The sequence below is a fragment of the Hoeflea sp. BAL378 genome, from assembly GCF_000759435.1.
In the GTDB taxonomy this organism is placed as follows: domain Bacteria; phylum Pseudomonadota; class Alphaproteobacteria; order Rhizobiales; family Rhizobiaceae; genus Hoeflea.
Genome location: NZ_JRJG01000105.1, coordinates 15,798 through 33,201 on the forward strand (window position 1 = coordinate 15,798; position 17,404 = coordinate 33,201).

Consider the following 17,404-nt stretch of genomic DNA (forward strand, 5'->3'; position numbering starts at 1 on the left):
TCAGGCCGGAATGCCGGAAAGCCGAAGCGCGATCATCCGGATCGGCCGGCCGATCAGCAGGGCGACCAGAAAACCGGTCGGCCAGCCGATCGCGAATCCGCGTGCCCAGGACACCAGCCATTCGGGCGTCAGTCCGAAGGCCAGGAAGGTAAACAGGCCTGAAAAGAAGGCTGACATCGCGAACGACATCAACAGCGAAATCACCAGGTTCATTTTGACGTGTGGTGTCATGGTCTTCTCCTGCTGCGGGCAGGGAGGCGTTGTCCACGCCAGCACCTGCCCGATTGGACATCGGGTTCAAGTGCCGCGGGTTCATGGAAAACGTGGCCCGGATAACCGGCGCCGGATGACCAATCCGGCATAAGCCTCTTTTCGACCTCAGCAGGCTAGGCCGGTCCGACAGGCCCGTCAAGCGGGCAAACCGGCCTCGCGCCGCGATGCCTGGCGCCGTGGCGATCGGCTACAGCAGGCCGTGTTCGGTCGCCCCGAAGGTGATGGCCAGGAAGAAGCAGGCGGAGGCCGCGATGACGAAGCCGTGCCAGATCGCGGTCGCGAAGCGTAGCTTCTTGGCCGCGTAGAAAAACACGCCGACGGTGTAGAGCAGCCCGCCGGCGATGATGAAGCCGACCGGCATCTCCGACCAGGCCGACCAGATCAGCACGATGCTCATCCAGCCCATGATCAGGTACAGCGCCGGGCCCATGCGGCCGGGCGTGCTCCAGAACACGAGTTTCAGCGTCATGCCGATGATCGCCAGGGCCCAGACAAGGCCGAGCATGACATAGGCCAGGCCGTTGCCGATCATCACCACCAGTGGCGTGTAGGTGCCGGCGATCTTGAGATAGATCGCCGCGTGGTCGATCCGGCGCAGCACGGGCCGGAGGTTTTCCCAGGGCGTCATGTGATAGAAGGCCGAGGCGGCGAAGGTGGCGATCAGCGTGATCGCATAGATGCTGATGGCCGTGATTTCCCACGGCGAGGCCACCCGGCTCGACCAGACCAGCAACAGCGCCGCCCCGCTCGTCGCGCCGATCACGCCGATGGCGTGCATGCTCCCGTCCGCCACGCGTTCCGACTTCGAATAATCCGGGTACATCGTCATCTCCAAACCCTGAACGACCGCCGCATCGGGGCGCCGCATCCGGCGAAGGCCAGACCGCAGCCTATCCTGTCGGTCCCGCACATCGCGCTCAGGACCGTTCACTTAACGTATGGACCTCATGGCTGGAAAGAGGCATATGATCGCAGGCAGCCCATGGGAGGGGAGCGGCGACGGTTGCGACGCCCGTCGGGTGGCCCGGCCCGAGTCCGCGTTCTTCCCGTGATCGACGCCCTCCGCGCATCGCGGCGTCGCCCATTCCTTAACAAAACCTTGCCGCTGATTTTAACCAAACCCGGCGAATGAACTCCATATCAGTAAAAACTTAAGTATGCTGGAAAGGAGCCGGTAAGGGTTTGCGGGCCATGACTCGCATCACCCTTTGGATAGCTTCGCTTTCCACGGTGTTGGTTAGCACTGATGCAAATTTGACGGGGATCCTCGCGGGTCCCCGTTTTTTTGTCCGGGCAGCCGGCCGTCCGGTCGCCGCGCCGCGGTCTCAGTCGGCCAGCACCCGCTGCGGCGGGAACGAGATCGACACCAGCGTGCCTTCGCTCGGCGTCGAGACGATGTCGAACTGGGCGCGGTTGGCCTCCACCATCGCCTTGGTGAGCGGCAGGCCGAGGCCTGTACCCTCGCCGCGCTGCCGCGGACCGGGGCCGACCTGGCCGAAGGGCTTCATCGCCTGCTCGAGTTCCTTGCGGTTCATGCCGATGCCGGTGTCGCGGATGCGGATGACCACGTTGCCCGAAGGCTCGTAGGAGGTCGACACCACGATCTGCCCGCCCGAGGGGGTGAAGCGGATGGCGTTGGACAACAGGTTGAGCGCGATCTGCTTGATCGAGCGCCGGTCGGCCACCACTTCCGGCACGCTCACCGACAGGCTGGTGCGGATGATCACCCGCTGGCTGTTGGCCATCGGCTGCAACAGCGACACGCTTTCGGCGAGATGCTCGTTGAGCGAGACGGCGACGAACTCCATCTGCTCCTGGCCCGCCTCGATCTTGGAAATGTCGAGCAGATCGTTGACGATGTCGAGCACATGCTTGCCGGAATTGCCGATGTCATGGGCATATTCGAGATAGCGCGGGCTGCCGATCGGGCCGAAGCGCTCTTCCACCATCATCTCGGAAAACCCGATGATGGCGTTGAGCGGCGTGCGGATCTCGTGGCTGACGCGGGCGAGGAAATCCGACTTGTGCGAATTGGCGGTCTCGGCGGCGCGCTTGGCGGTGCGCAGCTCCTCTTCCGTGCGCTTCCACTGGGTGATGTCGCGCAGCACCGCGCAATAGCCGTTGGAGCCCGACAGCCTGCCGATGGTCATGAACAGCGGCAGGAAGCCGCCCGCGGCCTCGCGGCCGATCACTTCGCGCCCGTCATTGAGCACGCTCGACACGCCGTGTTCGGCGAGCCCGGAGACATAGTCCATCACCGCGCGCTGGCTCTCATGGGCAAACAGCATGGCGAAGGGCTGGCCCTGGGTTTCGCTCTCATTGTAGTTGAACAGCGCGCAGGCCGAGCCGTTCATCGAGCGGATGGTGCCGTCATCGTCGAGGATCACCACGCCGTCGGTGGCGGTCTCCAGGATCGAGCGCAGCTCCTGCGCCTCGATCTTCAGCGCCGCCGCATCGGTCTCGCCGGCCTCGGGCAGGGGGGCGGAGGCCGCGCTGCCGGGTTCGCCTGGCTCTTCGGCCGCGAATTCGTCCGGCTCGTCGTCAGCCGCCAGCGCTTCCGCTTCGGTCGGCGTGATCACGGCCGCGGTCTCCAGCGACGCCGCAGGCGGGATTGGCGCCAGCGCCAGCAGCAGCGCCTGTCCGGCGCCCCAGTTGACCGACCGGAGCCGGGCGGTGACCTTGAGCGATGTGCCGTCGCCGCGCCGCACGAGCATGCCGCCATCGGCGGGGGCCGCCTCGTCGTCGGGCCGGTCGAGCAGGTGATCCAGTCCGCCACGCGCGGCAAGCTGGGTGAGCGAGGAATAGCCGGTCAGGTCGAGGAATTCGGCATTGGCGTGGATCAGCGCGTCGCCCGAATGCACCAGAAGCGCCGCCGGGATGGCGTCGACCAGGGCCGCGTCGAGCCCCGTCTGCATCACCTGGCGGGCCGGCAAGGCGAAGGCCGACGGCAGAGGTTCGACGACCACCCGTTCGATGATCTGGGGTTCGACAGAAGCGGGCTCGGCAGACCGGGCCTCGGGCTCTGTCGATCCGTCCGCGGGCTGGGACCCTTCGGTTTCCCGCGCGCTCCTTTCCGCCGCCGGCTCGCTCCAGCCGGCTTCAGGCGCATGCGCATGCGCAGGGGCGTCGGTGTCGACTTCTTCCCTGGGCTCCGCCGCGTCCTCGGCCCGATCCTCTGTCAGTGCCGTGATCTCGCCGATGGCTGCATCGCGGTCCGCGGCGCCGGCGCCGACGTCATCGGCTTCGCCCGCGGGCTCGTCCACGGTCTTGCCGGTTTCATCCAGGGGATCGCCGTCGAAACTGCCCTCGCTGTCGGCCTGGCCCGGTTCGCCGCGCAGCGACTGGCGTTTGCCGAACACCGGCCGGTCTTCCGGCGCATCCGGCGTGGCTTCGGTGTCGGTGGCGTCGGTCAGCGATGTCCCGGCTGCAGGCGCCGTGAATTCGGTCAGGCGCACGCCGATCTCCCGGAATGCCGCCTGTTCGCCGGGTGACAGGCCGTCGCGCGTCCGCGTCCGCCGCGTTTCGAGGTCGATGATCTTGTCGCTGTCGCGGCGCATCGGGGTTTCGACCAGCCGGATCGCCGGCCGCTCGCCCCGGAACGGATCCTCTGGCTCGGCGTCGGGCTGGTCTTGCCCGGCCGCGCCGGTGTCGTCTGCGTCCACGCCTTCGGCGCCGTCCATGCGGGCGAGGTCGTCCGTGTCCCGGTCAAGATCGGCGATCTCGAGATCGGCGTCGTCGACACCGGGCACATCCTCGCGGGACGGCGCCTGCGCTTGGTCTGCGTCGCCGGTTTCGGTCCGGTCTTCGGCCGGGGTCTCGGGGGCAGGGCGGAGAGGCGCGCCGGGCACCAGCGCCAGGCCCAGCGCCTCGGGATCGGGCCGGGTCTCGCCGATCCTGACGATGCCGAAGCCGCGGAACCCGTCGAACTGGCGGTCGCGGGTATAGGTCGGCAGGGCCGCCAGATCCACCGGCGTCACCAGCGACGTCCCCTGGATCGGCCAGTAGACGGTCTTGCCTGACCATGTGTCGCGGCGGTTCAGGAGTTCGGTGATGACATGGTCCGGGTCGAGATTGAACACCCGCGCCAGGTCCGGGAAACTGCGGCCGACGATATCGGCCGAATGCGGACCCACGGCGGCGGCGAATTCGGGCGAGACGTCGCTGAACTTGCCGTCGCGATTGATCTTCCAGACGAAGCGCGCCGGCTTGCGGTTGGGGTCGAAGCGGAACTCCCGTGCCGCGGTGGCGGTCTGCTCCTCCTCGGTGTGCGTCCCGGCAGGGGCCGTTGCCTCCGGTTGCTCAGGCTGGGCCGCATCCGCGGCTTCGTCCCCGTCGGTTGCCGGAACCTGATCCTCGGGCTCCTCGGCCGCGCCGAGAGGCTCCTCCAAAGCCTCGCCGGCCGGCGAGGCTGTTCCGGCGTCCGGTTCCGCGTCGCTGTAGGGACCGGCCTCCGGGGTCGTGTCCGGTCCGGCCTCGCCGCCGGCATCGATCTCCGTCAGAACATCGGCATCGGTTTCGCCGTCGGCCTCGAAGCCCGACACGAGATTGCGCGCATCGGCGAAGGGCGGCGGAACCTGCTGCTCCTCGAGCGCCTCCTCGGCGCGGGCCTTCGCAAGCCGCGCATTGAGTTCGGCGCGGATGCGGCTGATGTCGAATTGGGGCCGGCGCGGCGCCGGGGCCTGGCTTTCCCGCTCGGTCTCAAGGCCGGCATCCGCCGCGGCGGTGTCGGTCTCCCGTTCGGGCGAAGCGACGTCATCTTCGGAAGAGGCCGCGGCATCGGACGCGTCGTCGAAGGCGGGTGCCTCGTCGGCATCGGTTCGGCGGGCGGAATCGTCGTCCATGACGGGGGCGGGGGAATGATCCCCTGCGCCCTCGGAAGCGTCGTCCGCGCCCGACTGCCAGTCGGGACGCGCCAAATCTTCGGGCTCCGGCCCGGCCTCACCTGTGGTCGCGTCGGATGCGGCGTCGTCCTCGACCGGCTCGGCAACGTCCTGCGGCGCCTCGTCCGCGTCCTCGACCGGCGATGCCTCGACGGCAAACAGCAGGTGCAGCGCCGGGTCATCGGCGAGCCTGCCGATGGCGGTCGGCATCGGTCCGTTGCGCGCCTCGGTCATGCGCTTGACCAGGCGGTCGGGATCCTCGGCCACGTCCGCGATCATCCGGCTGATCTCGCTTTGAGCAAGGCCGATCTCATCGAAGGTGCTGGTCGCGGCCAGCACCGTGCCGTCGCGGTCGAGCACGGCGACATGGGTGCCGGTTCCCTCGAAGCCGGAAATGATCTGGCGGGCGCGCACGCCCGGCGCCAGGATCTTGCCACTCTGGCTGCTGACGAGCAGCAGCGCCCGCTCGCCGTCGGGCAGGGTGATGTCCTCGAGCGTCGCCGGCGTCATCGCCCGCGAGAAGCCCGACGACAGCCGCATCATGAAGGCCTGCGGCCGGGCCGTGCGGCGCAGGCCGCTGAGCGCGCTTTCGATCTGCCGCCGTGTCGCGGCCTGGCCCGCCAGGCCTTCGTCCAGCGCGTCGTAGATGTTGTCGAAGCCGAACAGGCCCGCGGCCGCGCCATTGGCCCACAGCACCGCCCCCAGATCCGCGCTCAGCACGGCCACGGCGTCGCCCTTGGCGAAGCGGTCCCTGACCGAGGGATGAACGGCGAGATCGATGAACGGATAATGATGAGCCTGCATGGGCTGAATTCCAGTTTCGGCCAGATTGCGCCCGGGAAACGGGCGTATTAAGATTTAATTAATAGCTTTGACGCCAGCGCGGGTCCAGCAAGCCACCGTGTCGCAGCGGCAATTTGTCAATAAACGGTTAACGCATGGTGCGTTGCACAAGATATGTTGCAATGCACCATAATCTGTGCTAGGGTCTATCTGAAATCGAAACGGGGCCATGAACGGTCCCAGGATCCTTCAAGGAGAAGCGACATGGCGACCAAGAAAACCGCAACCACCGCAGACGTCTTCGAATTCCCGGCCTTCGACATGACCAAGATGGCCGACGGCTACCGCGAAATGGCTGACAAATCCGTCAACCAGACCAAGGAAGCCTATGCCAAGGTCAAGTCTTCCGCCGAGGAAGCCACCAAGGCGATCGAAGCCACGCTGGAAAACGCCCAGGCCGGCACCGTCGAACTGAGCCTCAAGGCCATCGACGCCGCCCGCGGCAATGTCGAGCATTCGCTCTCGCACATGGAAGCCCTGCTCGGCGTCAAGTCGGTCGCCCAGATGATCGAACTGCAGACCAGCTTCTTCCGCAAGCAGGCCGAGATGATGGTCGACCAGGCCAAGATCATGCAGGAAGCCGCCCGCAAGGTGGCCGAAGACGTCTCCAAGCCGACCAAGACCGTGGCCGAAAAGACCATGAACGAGATCAAGGTCGCCTGAGCCGCATCGGCGAGAACTGGCGAAGGCCGGACCCGGACGTGCAACGCCGACAGAGGGTCACCCTCTGTCGGAGCACGAGGGGCCGGCCTTTTGCCGTGTGGTTTTCCACACCCCCAAAATGACCCGATCCGGGCAAAATCCTCTTGCAAAATCGACTTTGCCGCCGTATGTCAGCGGCATAAACGCGGCTTGGACAGCGTCCTTGCCCGGTGGCGTGCGGTTGTAGCTCAGTTGGTTAGAGCGCCGGATTGTGGATCCGGAGGTCGGTGGTTCGAGCCCACCCAATCGTACCATTTCTTCCTGGCGCAGCGTCGAAATCAATCGCCTTCCTGCCGGCGCAACAGCCGCAGCCCTCGGGCTTTCGCGCTCCCCCGCTCAGAACGCCTTGCCCAAGCTCAGAACGCCTTGAATGTCAGGATCGTGTGCGTCCGCTCGACGCCCGGGATCGTGTGCACATTGTCGGCGATGAACCGGCCGATATCGACGTCATCGTCGATGTAGAATTTTGCCATCAGGTCGAACTGGCCGCTGACCGAGTAGATCTCGGAAGCGATCTCGCGGTTGGCGATTTCCTCGGCGACCGGATAGGCCTGTCCGAGCTTGCATTGGAACTCCACGAAAAAACACTGCATCGCCGGTCTCCTTCTGTTCCGTATGGCTGGTCTCCCCTTGGAACCATGCCCGCGCGCGGGGCGCAAGGCCACAATCCGCGCACAAATGCTTTAAGCTTAAAAAAGTACTGGAATTATCCGATACGGCTGTTAAGCTCCCCTGCAACGGCCCATAAAAAGGGGCCCGCCGGGGATAATGTTGCAGGGAGCGGACCGAAACAAGGGCCGGCCCGGCATCAAACACAGAGAGGACGTTCAATGAACAAGATGCTTTTGGGACTGACAACCGCCGTGTCGCTGATCGCCAGTGTCGCGGTTTCCGCCGCCGAGCCCGTCAAGGTCGGCATGATCACGACCCTCTCCGGCGGTGGCGCGGCGATCGGCCTGGATACCCGCGATGGCTTCATGCTCGCCATCAAGCAGTCCGGCGCCAAGGACATCGAGGTCATTGTCGAGGACGACGCCTTGAAGCCGGATCTGGCCGTGCAACTGGCCGACAAGCTGATCCAGTCCGACAAGGTCGACATCATGACCGGCATCATCTGGTCCAACCTCGCCATGGCCGTCGTGCCCTCGACCGTGGCCCAGGGCAAGTTCTATCTCTCCACCAATGCCGCACCCTCGGCGCTCGCCGGCGCAGGCTGCAACCCGAACTATTTCTCGGTCTCCTACCAGAACGACAATCTGCATGAAGGCGCGGGCGAATACGCCAACACCGCGGGCATGAAGAAGGTGTTCATCATGGCGCCGAACTATCCGGCGGGCAAGGATTCGCTGGCCGGCTTCAAGCGCTTCTACAAGGGCGAGATCGCCAACGAGGTCTACACCGAACTGGGCGCCACCGACTACGCCAACGAGATCGCCCAGATCCGCGCGTCCGGCGCCGACGGCGTCTTCTTCTTCCTTCCCGGCGGCATGGGCATCGCCTTCATGAAGCAGTATGCCGGCGCCGGCGTCGGTGTGCCGCTGATCGGCCCCGCCTTCTCCTTCGACCAGAACATCCTGCAGGCCGTCGGCGACGCGGCGCTCGGCGTCAAGAACACCTCGACCTGGTCGAAGGATCTCGACAACCAGGCCAACAAGGACTTCGTCGCCGCCTACCAGGCCGAATACAACCGCCTGCCGTCGATCTACGCCGCGCAGGGCTATGACACCGCCAGCCTGCTGATCTCGGCCCTGGCCGTCGCCCCCGTCAGCGATCAGGATGCGTTCCGCAAGGCGCTGGAAGCCGCCGATTTCAAGTCGGTTCGCGGCAAGTTCAGCTTCGGCCCCAACCATCACCCGATCCAGGACATCCATGTCCGCGAAGTGATCAAGGAAGGTGACATCTACACCAACAAGCTGGTCGGCACCGCGCTCACCGACCGCGCCGACGCCTACGCCGCCGACTGCAAGATGTAATCTTCTCTCGAACCCGGGCGGACACGCCGCCCGGGCCTTCTCCTTGCGCTGACGAGAGCCCGGCAGACCATGACCGTTGCCCTTTTTCTGGAACAAATCCTCAACGGTCTGCAGCTCGGCGTCATGCTGTTCCTGATGGCCGCCGGCCTCACCCTGATTTTCGGCGTCATGGGTCTGATCAATCTCGCCCATGGCTCGCTGTTCATGGTCGGCGGCTTCGTCTGCGCCGCGGTCGCCGCCTGGACCGGGTCGTTCTGGCTCGGCCTGATCGCCAGCCTGGCGGCAGCCGCCGCGCTCGGCGCCCTGGTCGAGATGGTGGTGATCCGCAGGCTCTATGACCGCGATCACCTCGATCAGGTGCTGGCCACCTTCGCGCTGGTGCTGATGTTCTCGGAAGGCGTGCGCTTCCTGTTCGGCTCGTTCCCGCTCTATCTCGATCCGCCCGCGTTTCTCACCGGTCCGGTGATGCTGCCCGGAGGCCTGCCCTATCCGGCCTACCGGCTGGCGCTGATCGTCGCCGGCCTCGCCGTGGCCGCCGGCCTCGGCCTTTTGATCAGCCGCACGCGGCTCGGCATGCAGATCCGCGCCGGCGAGTCCGATCGCGAAATGATCGCGGCGCTCGGCGTCGACATCCGCTTTCTCTACACGGTCGTCTTTGCGCTCGGCGCCGCGCTCGCGGGCTTCGCCGGCGCGCTGGTCGGCGCCATCCAGTCGGTGCAGATCGGCATGGGCGAACCGGTGCTGATCCTCGCCTTCGTGGTCATCGTCATCGGCGGCATCGGCTCGATCCGCGGCGCGCTGATTGCGGCCCTGATCGTCGGCGTTGTCGACACCATGGGCCGTTTCCTGCTGCCCACGCTTCTCTCCACCGTGATGGGCGCCTCCGATGCCGCCGGCGTCGGCTCGGCGGTGGCCTCGATGCTGATCTACCTGCTGATGGCCGCCGTGCTGGTGTTCAAGCCCAAGGGGTTGTTTCCCGCCAATGCGTGATCTTGTCACCGAACACCGACTCAACATCGTGCTGGCGCTGATCCTGCTCGGCGGGCCGCTGATCGCGCATTTCGCCGACGAACCCTTCCTGGTCACGCTCGCCACCCGCGCCACCATCCTGGCGCTCGCCGGCGTCGGGCTGAACATCGCGCTCGGGCTCGGCGGGCTGGTCTCCTTCGGCCATGCCGCCTTCTTCGGGCTCGGCGGCTATGCGGTGGGCATTCTCGCCAGCCACCACCAGACCTACGAGCCGCTGATGACCTGGCCTTTCACCGTCAACGGCAGCAACCAGATGCTGGTGCTGTGGCTGGTGGCGGTGCTGGTCTCGGGCCTGGCGGCGCTGGTGATCGGGGCGCTCAGTCTGAGGACTTCCGGCGTCTATTTCATCATGATCACGCTGGCCTTCGCCCAGATGCTCTTCTTCTTCGCCATCTCCTGGCCGGCCTATGGCGGCGAGGACGGGTTGTCGATCTATGTCCGCAATGCCTTTCCCGGCGTCAACACGCTCAGGCCGCTCGATTTCTTCCTGCTCTGCTACGGGGTGCTGATGCTGGTGCTCCTCGCCCAGTGGCGGATGACCGGCGCGCGCTTCGGCATCGCCCTGCAGGCGGTCCGACAGAATGAAGGCCGCGTTGCCGCCCTCGGCCTGTCGCCCTACCGGATCAAGCTCGCCGCTTTCGTGATCTCGGGCATGGTGACCGGCCTCGCCGGCGCGCTCTATGTCGATCTCAACCGCTTCGTCAGCCCCTCGATGATGTCCTGGCACCTGTCGGGCGAGATCATGGTGTTCATCATCCTGGGCGGCGTCGCCCGACTGTTCGGCCCGGTGGTGGGCGCCTGCCTGTTCGTGCTGTTCGAGCACGTCTTCGGCAGCTTCACCGAACACTGGCAGTTCTTCCTGGGCGCGGCGCTGCTCGGCGTGGTGCTGTTCGCCCGCGGCGGCTTCATCGGCCTGGTGGCGGGGAGGGCGCGCCATGATTGAGCCGGTGCTGGAGCTCAAGGGCCTGACCAAGTCCTTCGGCGCGCTCAAGGTCACCGACGGCGTCGACCTCGATCTGCGCCCGGGCGAGATCCACGCCCTGATCGGCCCCAACGGCGCCGGCAAGTCGAGCCTGATCAAGCTGGTCGCCGGCGAACTCGCCGCCAATTCGGGCTCGATCCGCTTCGACGGCCGCGAGATCAACGGCCTCGACCAGATCGCCCGCGCACGACTGGGCCTCACCCGCACCTTCCAGGTGTCTTCGCTCATTCCGGAATTCTCCGCCCGCGGCAATGTCATGCTGGCGGCCCAGGCGCGCCACCGGTCGGTGTTCGGCTTCGTCAGGCAGGTGAGCCGCGACCGGGAGCTGACCGGCGAGGCCATGCAGGCGCTCGAGCGCGTCGGCCTCGCCGACCGCGCCGCGGTCCGCGTCAGCGAACTTTCCCACGGCGAGAAGCGGCTTCTGGAGATCGCCATGGCGCTCGCCATGCGGCCGCGCATCTTCCTGATGGACGAGCCGATGGCGGGCCTCGGCCAGGAAGGCTCGAGCCGCCTCATCGGCTTCCTCGACAATCTGCGTCGCGAGGCGCCGATCCTCCTGATCGAGCACGACATGGATGCGGTGTTCCAGTTGGCCGACCGCATCTCGGTGCTGGTCGCCGGCCGCATCATCGCCCGCGGCAAGGCCGACGAGATCCGCACGCATCCGGAAGTCCGCGCCGCCTATCTCGGGGAGGACGAGGCATGAGCCTGCTTGAGGTCAGACGGCTCGAGGCCTTCTACGGCGCCTCGCAGGCGCTGTTCGGCGTCGATCTGGAGATTGCCGAGGGCGAACTGGTGGCGCTGATGGGCCGCAACGGCATGGGCAAGACCACCACCGTGCGCGCCATCACCCGCATGCTCCGCACCACGCGCGGCGAGATCCGCTTCGACGGACACGATCTGGCGGCGCTGCCCTCGTTCCGCGCCGCCCGGCTCGGCATTGGGCTCGCGCCCGAGGGCCGCCGCTGTTTCGCGGGGCTGACGGTGGCCGAAAACCTGATGGCCTCGGCCCGCCCCGGGCCCTGGACCATCGACCGGGCGACCGCGCTGTTTCCGCGCCTGGGCGAACGCATGGGCCAGACCGCCGCCACGCTTTCGGGCGGCGAGCAGCAGATGCTGGCGATCGCGCGCGCGCTGATGACCAATCCGCGGCTGCTCATCCTCGATGAGGCGACCGAGGGGCTGGCGCCGGTGGTCCGCCATGAGATCTGGGCGGCGATCGCCCTGCTCAAGCAGGGCGGCCAGTCGATCCTGGTGATCGACAAGGCGTTCTCGGAACTGCGCGCGGTGGCCGACCGCTGCGTCATCCTCGCGCGCGGCCAGAGCGTCTGGACCGGCACGCCCGCGGGCCTCACCCGCGAGATCGAGACCGAGTTCCTCGGCGTCTGAGCCTGGGTGAACCGGACCGGCGTTCACGCCGGTCCGAAGGCCAAGCACGCAACCGCAGTTCCCGGAACCCGGGTCCCGCTACTCCGCCGCCTGCTGCGACACCACCAGTTTCGGCGGCCTCGGCCCGGCCTGGCGTTCGAGCTCCGCCAGCCGCGCGCGCAGGTCGGCGAGCTCTCCGGCATTCTCGCTCAGCGCCGCGGTCATCGCCCCGGGCTCCATGGTCTCGGCCTCTTCCTCGCTGGGGCCGACCAGGCGGCCGAAGATCCGGCGCAGGAGCCGCGACAGGTCGTCCATGATCAGGAAGAACGAGGGCACCACGACAAGGCTCAGCATCGTCGAGACGATGATGCCGCCGATCACCGCGATTGCCATCGGCGAGCGAAACGATCCGCCTTCGCCGACGCCCAGCGCGCTCGGCAGCATGCCCGCCGACATGGCGATCGAGGTCATGACGATCGGCCGGGCGCGCTTCTGGCCGGCCTCGATCATGGCGTCGACGCGGTTGCGCCCCGAGCGGATCAGCTCGACGGCGAAATCCACGAGCAGGATGGCGTTCTTGGTGACGATGCCCATCAGCATCAGGATGCCGATCAGCACCGGCATCGATAGCGCATTGCCGGTGAGGATCAGGCCCGCCGCCACGCCGCCGATGGCGAGCGGCAGCGAGAACAGGATGGTGAACGGCTGGATGACGTCCTTGAACAGAAGGATCAGCACGGTGAGCACCAGCAAGAGCCCCATCAGCATGGCGTTCTGGAAGCTGGTCATCAGTTCGTTCTGAACCTCGGCGTCGCCCGATTCCAGCACCTGCACGCCGGCCGGCAGCTCGGTGGAGCTGACCACCGCGTTGAACCGCTCCTTGGCCGTGTTCAGCGCCACGCCGATCGGCAGGCTGGCGCCGATGGTCGCCTGCCGCTCCCGGTTGAAGCGCTTGATGGTCGAGGGACCCTGGGTGATGATGATGTCGGCCACGCTCTTGAGCGGCACCGACACCCCCTTGGAGGTGGCGACCCTGAGATTGGCGAGCCGGTCGATGTCGGTCCGGTAGACCGGGTCGAGCTGCACCCGGATCGGAATCTGACGGTTGTCGAGCGAGATCTTGGCGAGCGCCGCGTCGACGTCGCCGATGGTGGCGACGCGCACGGTCTCGGCGATCTGCGCCGTGGTGACGCCGAGCCGGGCGGCCTCCTCGAGCCGCGGCCGGATCTGCACCTCGGGGCGGGGCAGGGAGCCCGACACGCTGACCGAGGAGAGCACGGTTTCGGCCTTGAGCTTGGGCTCGAGGATGGCCACGGCGCGGTCGATGGCGTCATTGTCGGTCGAGATCACGTTGTAGCTCAAGTCGCGGTCGCCGCGATCGTTGAGCTTGTAGGCGCGGATGTCGGGAATGACCGCGAGCTTGTCGAAGATCTCGGCTTCGATCTCGGCCTGGGTGCGGGTTCGGCCGTTGACCTTCATGCGCGGCACGAAATCGCCGGGCACCGCGTCCGACAGGCCGTTGACCACCTTCTTGAGCATCGAGTGCTCGATCTTCTTGAGCATCACCGAGACCGAGGCGCGGCGGATGTCGAGTTCGCCGCGCGGCGAGGTGCCGCCCAGGATGAACACGCTCTCCACGCCCTCGACATCCTGGATGATGTCGCGCATCGCCTGCGTCGTGGCGTCGGTGTCGGCGAGCGTCGCGCCGGGCGGCAGCTCGACGCTGACGCTCACGCGTGACACGTCTTCGGGCGGCAGGAACGAGCCCGGCACCTGCGCCATGAAATAGACCGCGACCACCAGCGATCCGATCGCCGCGAGCAGGGTGGTGTAGCGCCAGCGCAGGGTGCGGCTCACGAGCCAGGTGTAGCCCTGCATGATGCGGCCGCCGCCTTCCTTCTCCTCATGCGCATCGCTGTCGCGCATCAGGTAGGCGGCCATCATCGGTGTGATCAGCCGCGCCACCAGCAGCGAGAACATCACCGCCACCGCGACCGTCATGCCGAACTGCTTGAAATACTGCCCCGGAATGCCGGGCATCAGCGACACCGGCACGAACACGGCGATGATGGTGAAGGTGGTGGCGATCACCGCCAGCCCGATCTCGTCGGCGGCCTCCACCGCCGCCCGGTAGGGCGTCTTGCCCATGCGGATGTGGCGCGAGATGTTCTCCACCTCGACGATCGCATCATCGACCAGGATGCCCGTGGCCAGCGTGATGGCGAGCAGACTCACCAGGTTGAGCGAGAAGCCGAGCAGGTCCATGACATAGAAGGTCGGGATCGCCGACAGCGGCAGCGCGATGGCGGCGATCATCGTCGCCCGCCAGTTCCTCAGGAACAGGAACACCACGAGGATCGCCAGCAGCGATCCCTCGGCCAGCGTGTGCAGCGCCGATTCGTAATTGCCGTAGGTGTAGAACACCGTGTCGTCGACCGGCACGAGCTCGACATTGGGGTTGTCGGCGCGGATCTGGTCGAGTGTCTCCGTCACCACCTCGGCCACCGAAATCTCGCTGGCGCCCTTGGCGCGGAACACCGCGAAGGCCACCACCTGGTCGCCGTTGTAGCGCCCGAAGGATCTCAGTTCCTCATAGGTGTCGCGCACGGCGCCGAGGTCGCCGAGCCGGACGAAACGGCCGTTCGCGAGCGCGATGGTGGTGTTCTCCAGCGCCTTCGTGTCCTGGGCGTCGCCGAGCGTGCGGATGGTCTGCTCGCGCTCACCGATCTCGCCGCGTCCGCCGCCGAGATTGGCGTTGGTCGCGCGCAACTGCCGGTTCACGTCGGCCGCGGTGATGCCGTAGGAATCGAGCCGCGCCGGATCGAGTTCGATGCGGATCTCGCGGTCCGCGCCACCATAGCGCTCGACCTTGCCGACGCCGCGCTGGCCCTGCAGCGCCCGCATGATGGTGTCGTCGACAAACCACGAGGCTTCCTCGAGCGTCATGTCGGGCGCGTGCACCGCGAAGGTCATGATCGCCTGGCCCTCGACGTCGACGCGGGTGACGATCGGCTCCTCCACCGAGCCCGGCAGGTCGCCGCGCACCCGGTCGATGGCGTCCTTGACGTCCTGGACGGCCTGCTCGGTCGGCACTTCCATGCGGAAGACCACATTGGTGGTCGACACGCCGTCGGAGACGGTCGAGGCGATGTCGTCGACGCCGGTGATGCCGGCCACCGCGTCCTCGATCTCCTTGGTCACCTGCGCTTCCATTTCGGAGGGTGCCGCGCCCGACTGCACCACGGTGATCGCCACCAGCGGCACGTCGATGTTGGGAAACCGGGTGATCGGCAGGGTGAAGAAGGATTGGATGCCGACAACCGTCAGCAGCGCGAATGCGAGAATCGGCGCGATCGGGTTGCGGATGGCCCAGGCGGAGAAATTCATGGCGGGCGCCCTATTCGGTGATCGCGGCGACGTGGCCGCTGTCGGTTTCTTCCACCGGCGTCACCCGGTCCCCGTCGCGCACGAAGGCCCCGGCCTTGGCGACGATCAGATCGCCCTCGGCCAGGCCCTCGGTGATTTCCACCCGGCCGCCGTCGCGGATCCCGGTCTTGACCGCGGTGAGCCGCGCCACGCCGTCCTCGATCTTGAGCACGTCGGCGCCGTCGGGATCCATGTTGATCGACGTCACCGGCACCGTGACCGCGTCGCGCTCGGCGACGATGATCTCGGCGTCGGCGAACATGCCGGCGCGCAGGGCGGCGGCGTCCTCGATCTCGATCCGGGCCATGCCGAGCCGGCTCGTGGTGTTGAGCGTGGGCTCGATCAGCCGGACTTCTCCGGTGACCGGAGCCGCAGCACCGATCAGATGGATGCGCGCGGTCTGCCCCTGGGCGATCCGCTGCATGTCGGCCTCGGCGATGTCGGCGCGCATTTCCAGCCGGCCATCCCGGATCATCGTAAACAGCGGTCCCGCGGCCGCGCCGGCAATCGAGCCGACGCGCGCGCCGCGTCCGGTGATGACGCCCGAGACCGGCGCCTTGACCTCGGTGCGCGCCAGCCTGAGCTCGACATCCTTGATCTGGGCGTCGATCAGCGTGATGTCGGCCTCGGCGACCTTGATGGATTCCTCGACCGAGCGGATGCGGGCCAGCGCCCCGGTCGCCTGCGCCTCGGCCTGCTCGGCCTGCACGGTCGAATAGGTGCCCTTCTCGGCCAACTGGCGCGCGCGCCGGGCGGTCTTGACGGTCTCATCGGCCGTGGACTGGACTTCGGCAAGCTGCGCGCCAAGCTGGGCGATGCCGGCGAGCGCCTTGGCCCGGTTGGCATCGAGCTGGCTGCGCTGCAGGATCAACTGGTCGTCGGACAGGGTGGCGAGCACCGCTCCGGCTTCGACCCGGTCGCCGACATCGGCGTTGAGGCTCTCGATCGCCAGGCCCTCGACCTGCGGCGCCACCAGGACTTCCTCCACGGCGGCGATCATGCCGTTGGCGAGAACCCGGTCCGTGATCGGCGCCACCACGGCCCGCACAGCGATGATCGCCGGCGGCTGCGCGGCGGGGGCCGCTGCGGGTTGGGCGTCCTGCGCCGCGGTCGGCAGGGCGGTGGCGAGGACGAGCGGGGCCGGCATCAGGGAAACGGCAAGGGCGAAGGCAAGGAGAGGGCGCATCGAAAATCCGGTCAAACGGCGGGTGGGACGGGGGGAGCGAAGATGGTGTCGTGCAGGGTCGAGAGCACCAGCTCGGCGACGGCGGCGGATTGTTCGGGGCTGACGCTGTCGCGCGAGCAGGATTTGCGCTGGGAGAAGCCGTGCACCAGCAGCATGATGAAATTGGCGCGGATGGCGAAGGTCGCAAGCGCTTCGGCGCTGTCATCGCCGTGGATGCGCACCAGCGCCCGGATCATGTAGGTGCGCACGGTCTCTTCCATGGCGCGCATCAGCGCCGCGATTTCCGGGCTGCGGAACGAGGCGGCCTGGACCTCGCTCCACAGGGCGGCGTCCTCCAGCGGCAGGGTCTCGATCCTGAGCCGCAGCAGATGCATCAACATCGCGCCGGGATCGGGCGCCGCCTTGATCGCGTCGAACAGGCTTTCGATCTCCATCATGTCGCGCTTGACGAGCGCCGTGATGATGGCGTCCTTGGAAGGGAAATAGCGGTAGAAATTGCCCACGCTCATCTGCGCCGCCTGGGCCAGATCCTGCATCGACGCGCCGTTGAAACCATTGAGCGCGAAGACGGACTTCACCCTTTCGAGGATGTCCGAAACGCGTTGGCTGGCGATGTCGACTGCGGCGGTGTCCATCGGGCATGTCCTGAAATGGCAAGTCAGTATTGGTCTGGCAGATCGTGCGGAGGGCGGGGCCGGGCTTTGCGGTCGCCATCCATCAGCTCCTAGTATAGTGAATGAAT

13 protein-coding genes and 1 tRNA gene are annotated in these 17,404 nt (G+C 66.9%); 7 read left to right on the plus strand and 7 right to left on the minus strand.

Features of this window, described 5'->3' with window-relative positions:
* From LL06_RS19435 to LL06_RS19445, 3 genes are all read right to left on the minus strand, one after another.
* Window positions 1-231, minus strand: a complete 231-nt coding sequence (locus LL06_RS19435; protein ID WP_081964080.1) for a DUF2798 domain-containing protein — start codon at window positions 229-231, stop codon at window positions 1-3.
* 229 nt (window positions 232-460) lie between these two features.
* Entirely contained in the window at window positions 461-1,096 is a 636-nt protein-coding gene (locus LL06_RS19440) for a hemolysin III family protein (RefSeq protein ID WP_035530733.1), read from the minus strand.
* Window positions 1,097-1,598: 502 nt separating this feature from the next.
* Complete coding sequence (locus LL06_RS19445) at window positions 1,599-5,957, minus strand: ATP-binding protein (RefSeq protein WP_035530664.1); 4,359 nt, start codon at window positions 5,955-5,957, stop codon at window positions 1,599-1,601.
* Between the two features lie 243 nt (window positions 5,958-6,200).
* Between LL06_RS19445 and LL06_RS19450 the strand changes: the two genes are divergently transcribed.
* Together LL06_RS19450 and LL06_RS19455 are read left to right on the plus strand one after the other, a co-directional pair.
* Window positions 6,201-6,659, plus strand: a complete 459-nt coding sequence (locus LL06_RS19450) for a phasin family protein (RefSeq protein WP_035530666.1) — start codon at window positions 6,201-6,203, stop codon at window positions 6,657-6,659.
* Window positions 6,660-6,875: 216 nt separating this feature from the next.
* Window positions 6,876-6,952: transfer RNA gene (locus LL06_RS19455), tRNA-His, on the plus strand.
* Window positions 6,953-7,054: 102 nt separating this feature from the next.
* Here the strand turns inward: LL06_RS19455 and LL06_RS19460 are convergent.
* On the minus strand, window positions 7,055-7,291 hold the full coding sequence (locus LL06_RS19460; protein WP_035530668.1) for an Lrp/AsnC ligand binding domain-containing protein: 237 nt from the start codon (window positions 7,289-7,291) through the stop codon (window positions 7,055-7,057).
* Between the two features lie 246 nt (window positions 7,292-7,537).
* On the opposite strand from LL06_RS19460, the gene LL06_RS19465 reads away from it, so the two are divergent.
* From LL06_RS19465 to LL06_RS19485, 5 genes are all read left to right on the plus strand, one after another.
* Window positions 7,538-8,671, plus strand: coding sequence for an ABC transporter substrate-binding protein (locus LL06_RS19465; protein WP_152599688.1), 1,134 nt, complete (start codon window positions 7,538-7,540; stop codon window positions 8,669-8,671).
* Window positions 8,672-8,740: 69 nt separating this feature from the next.
* Window positions 8,741-9,661: a branched-chain amino acid ABC transporter permease gene (locus tag LL06_RS19470; protein WP_035530672.1), complete on the plus strand. Its 921-nt coding sequence runs from the start codon at window positions 8,741-8,743 to the stop codon at window positions 9,659-9,661.
* Entirely contained in the window at window positions 9,654-10,643 is a 990-nt protein-coding gene (locus tag LL06_RS19475) for a branched-chain amino acid ABC transporter permease (RefSeq protein WP_035530674.1), read from the plus strand. The genes LL06_RS19470 and LL06_RS19475 overlap by 8 nt, the downstream gene beginning before the upstream one ends.
* Complete coding sequence (locus LL06_RS19480) at window positions 10,636-11,388, plus strand: ABC transporter ATP-binding protein (protein ID WP_035530676.1); 753 nt, start codon at window positions 10,636-10,638, stop codon at window positions 11,386-11,388. The genes LL06_RS19475 and LL06_RS19480 overlap by 8 nt, the downstream gene beginning before the upstream one ends.
* Window positions 11,385-12,071 (plus strand): ABC transporter ATP-binding protein, encoded by a 687-nt coding sequence (locus tag LL06_RS19485; protein ID WP_035530678.1) that lies wholly within the window; start codon window positions 11,385-11,387, stop codon window positions 12,069-12,071. Before LL06_RS19480 ends, LL06_RS19485 begins: the two co-directional genes overlap by 4 nt.
* A gap of 78 nt (window positions 12,072-12,149) precedes the next feature.
* Here LL06_RS19485 and LL06_RS19490 read toward each other — a convergent pair whose 3' ends face one another.
* The 3 genes from LL06_RS19490 to LL06_RS19500 are packed head-to-tail and all read right to left on the minus strand — an operon-like array spanning window position 12,150 to window position 17,297.
* Entirely contained in the window at window positions 12,150-15,437 is a 3,288-nt protein-coding gene (locus tag LL06_RS19490; RefSeq protein WP_035530680.1) for an efflux RND transporter permease subunit, read from the minus strand.
* A gap of 10 nt (window positions 15,438-15,447) precedes the next feature.
* The gene (locus LL06_RS19495; protein ID WP_052161736.1) at window positions 15,448-16,662 is read right to left on the minus strand and encodes an efflux RND transporter periplasmic adaptor subunit; all 1,215 of its coding nucleotides are present in this window, start codon (window positions 16,660-16,662) and stop codon (window positions 15,448-15,450) included.
* Between the two features lie 11 nt (window positions 16,663-16,673).
* The gene (locus tag LL06_RS19500) at window positions 16,674-17,297 is read right to left on the minus strand and encodes a TetR/AcrR family transcriptional regulator (RefSeq protein ID WP_052161737.1); all 624 of its coding nucleotides are present in this window, start codon (window positions 17,295-17,297) and stop codon (window positions 16,674-16,676) included.
* Window positions 17,298-17,404 lie beyond the last annotated feature (107 nt).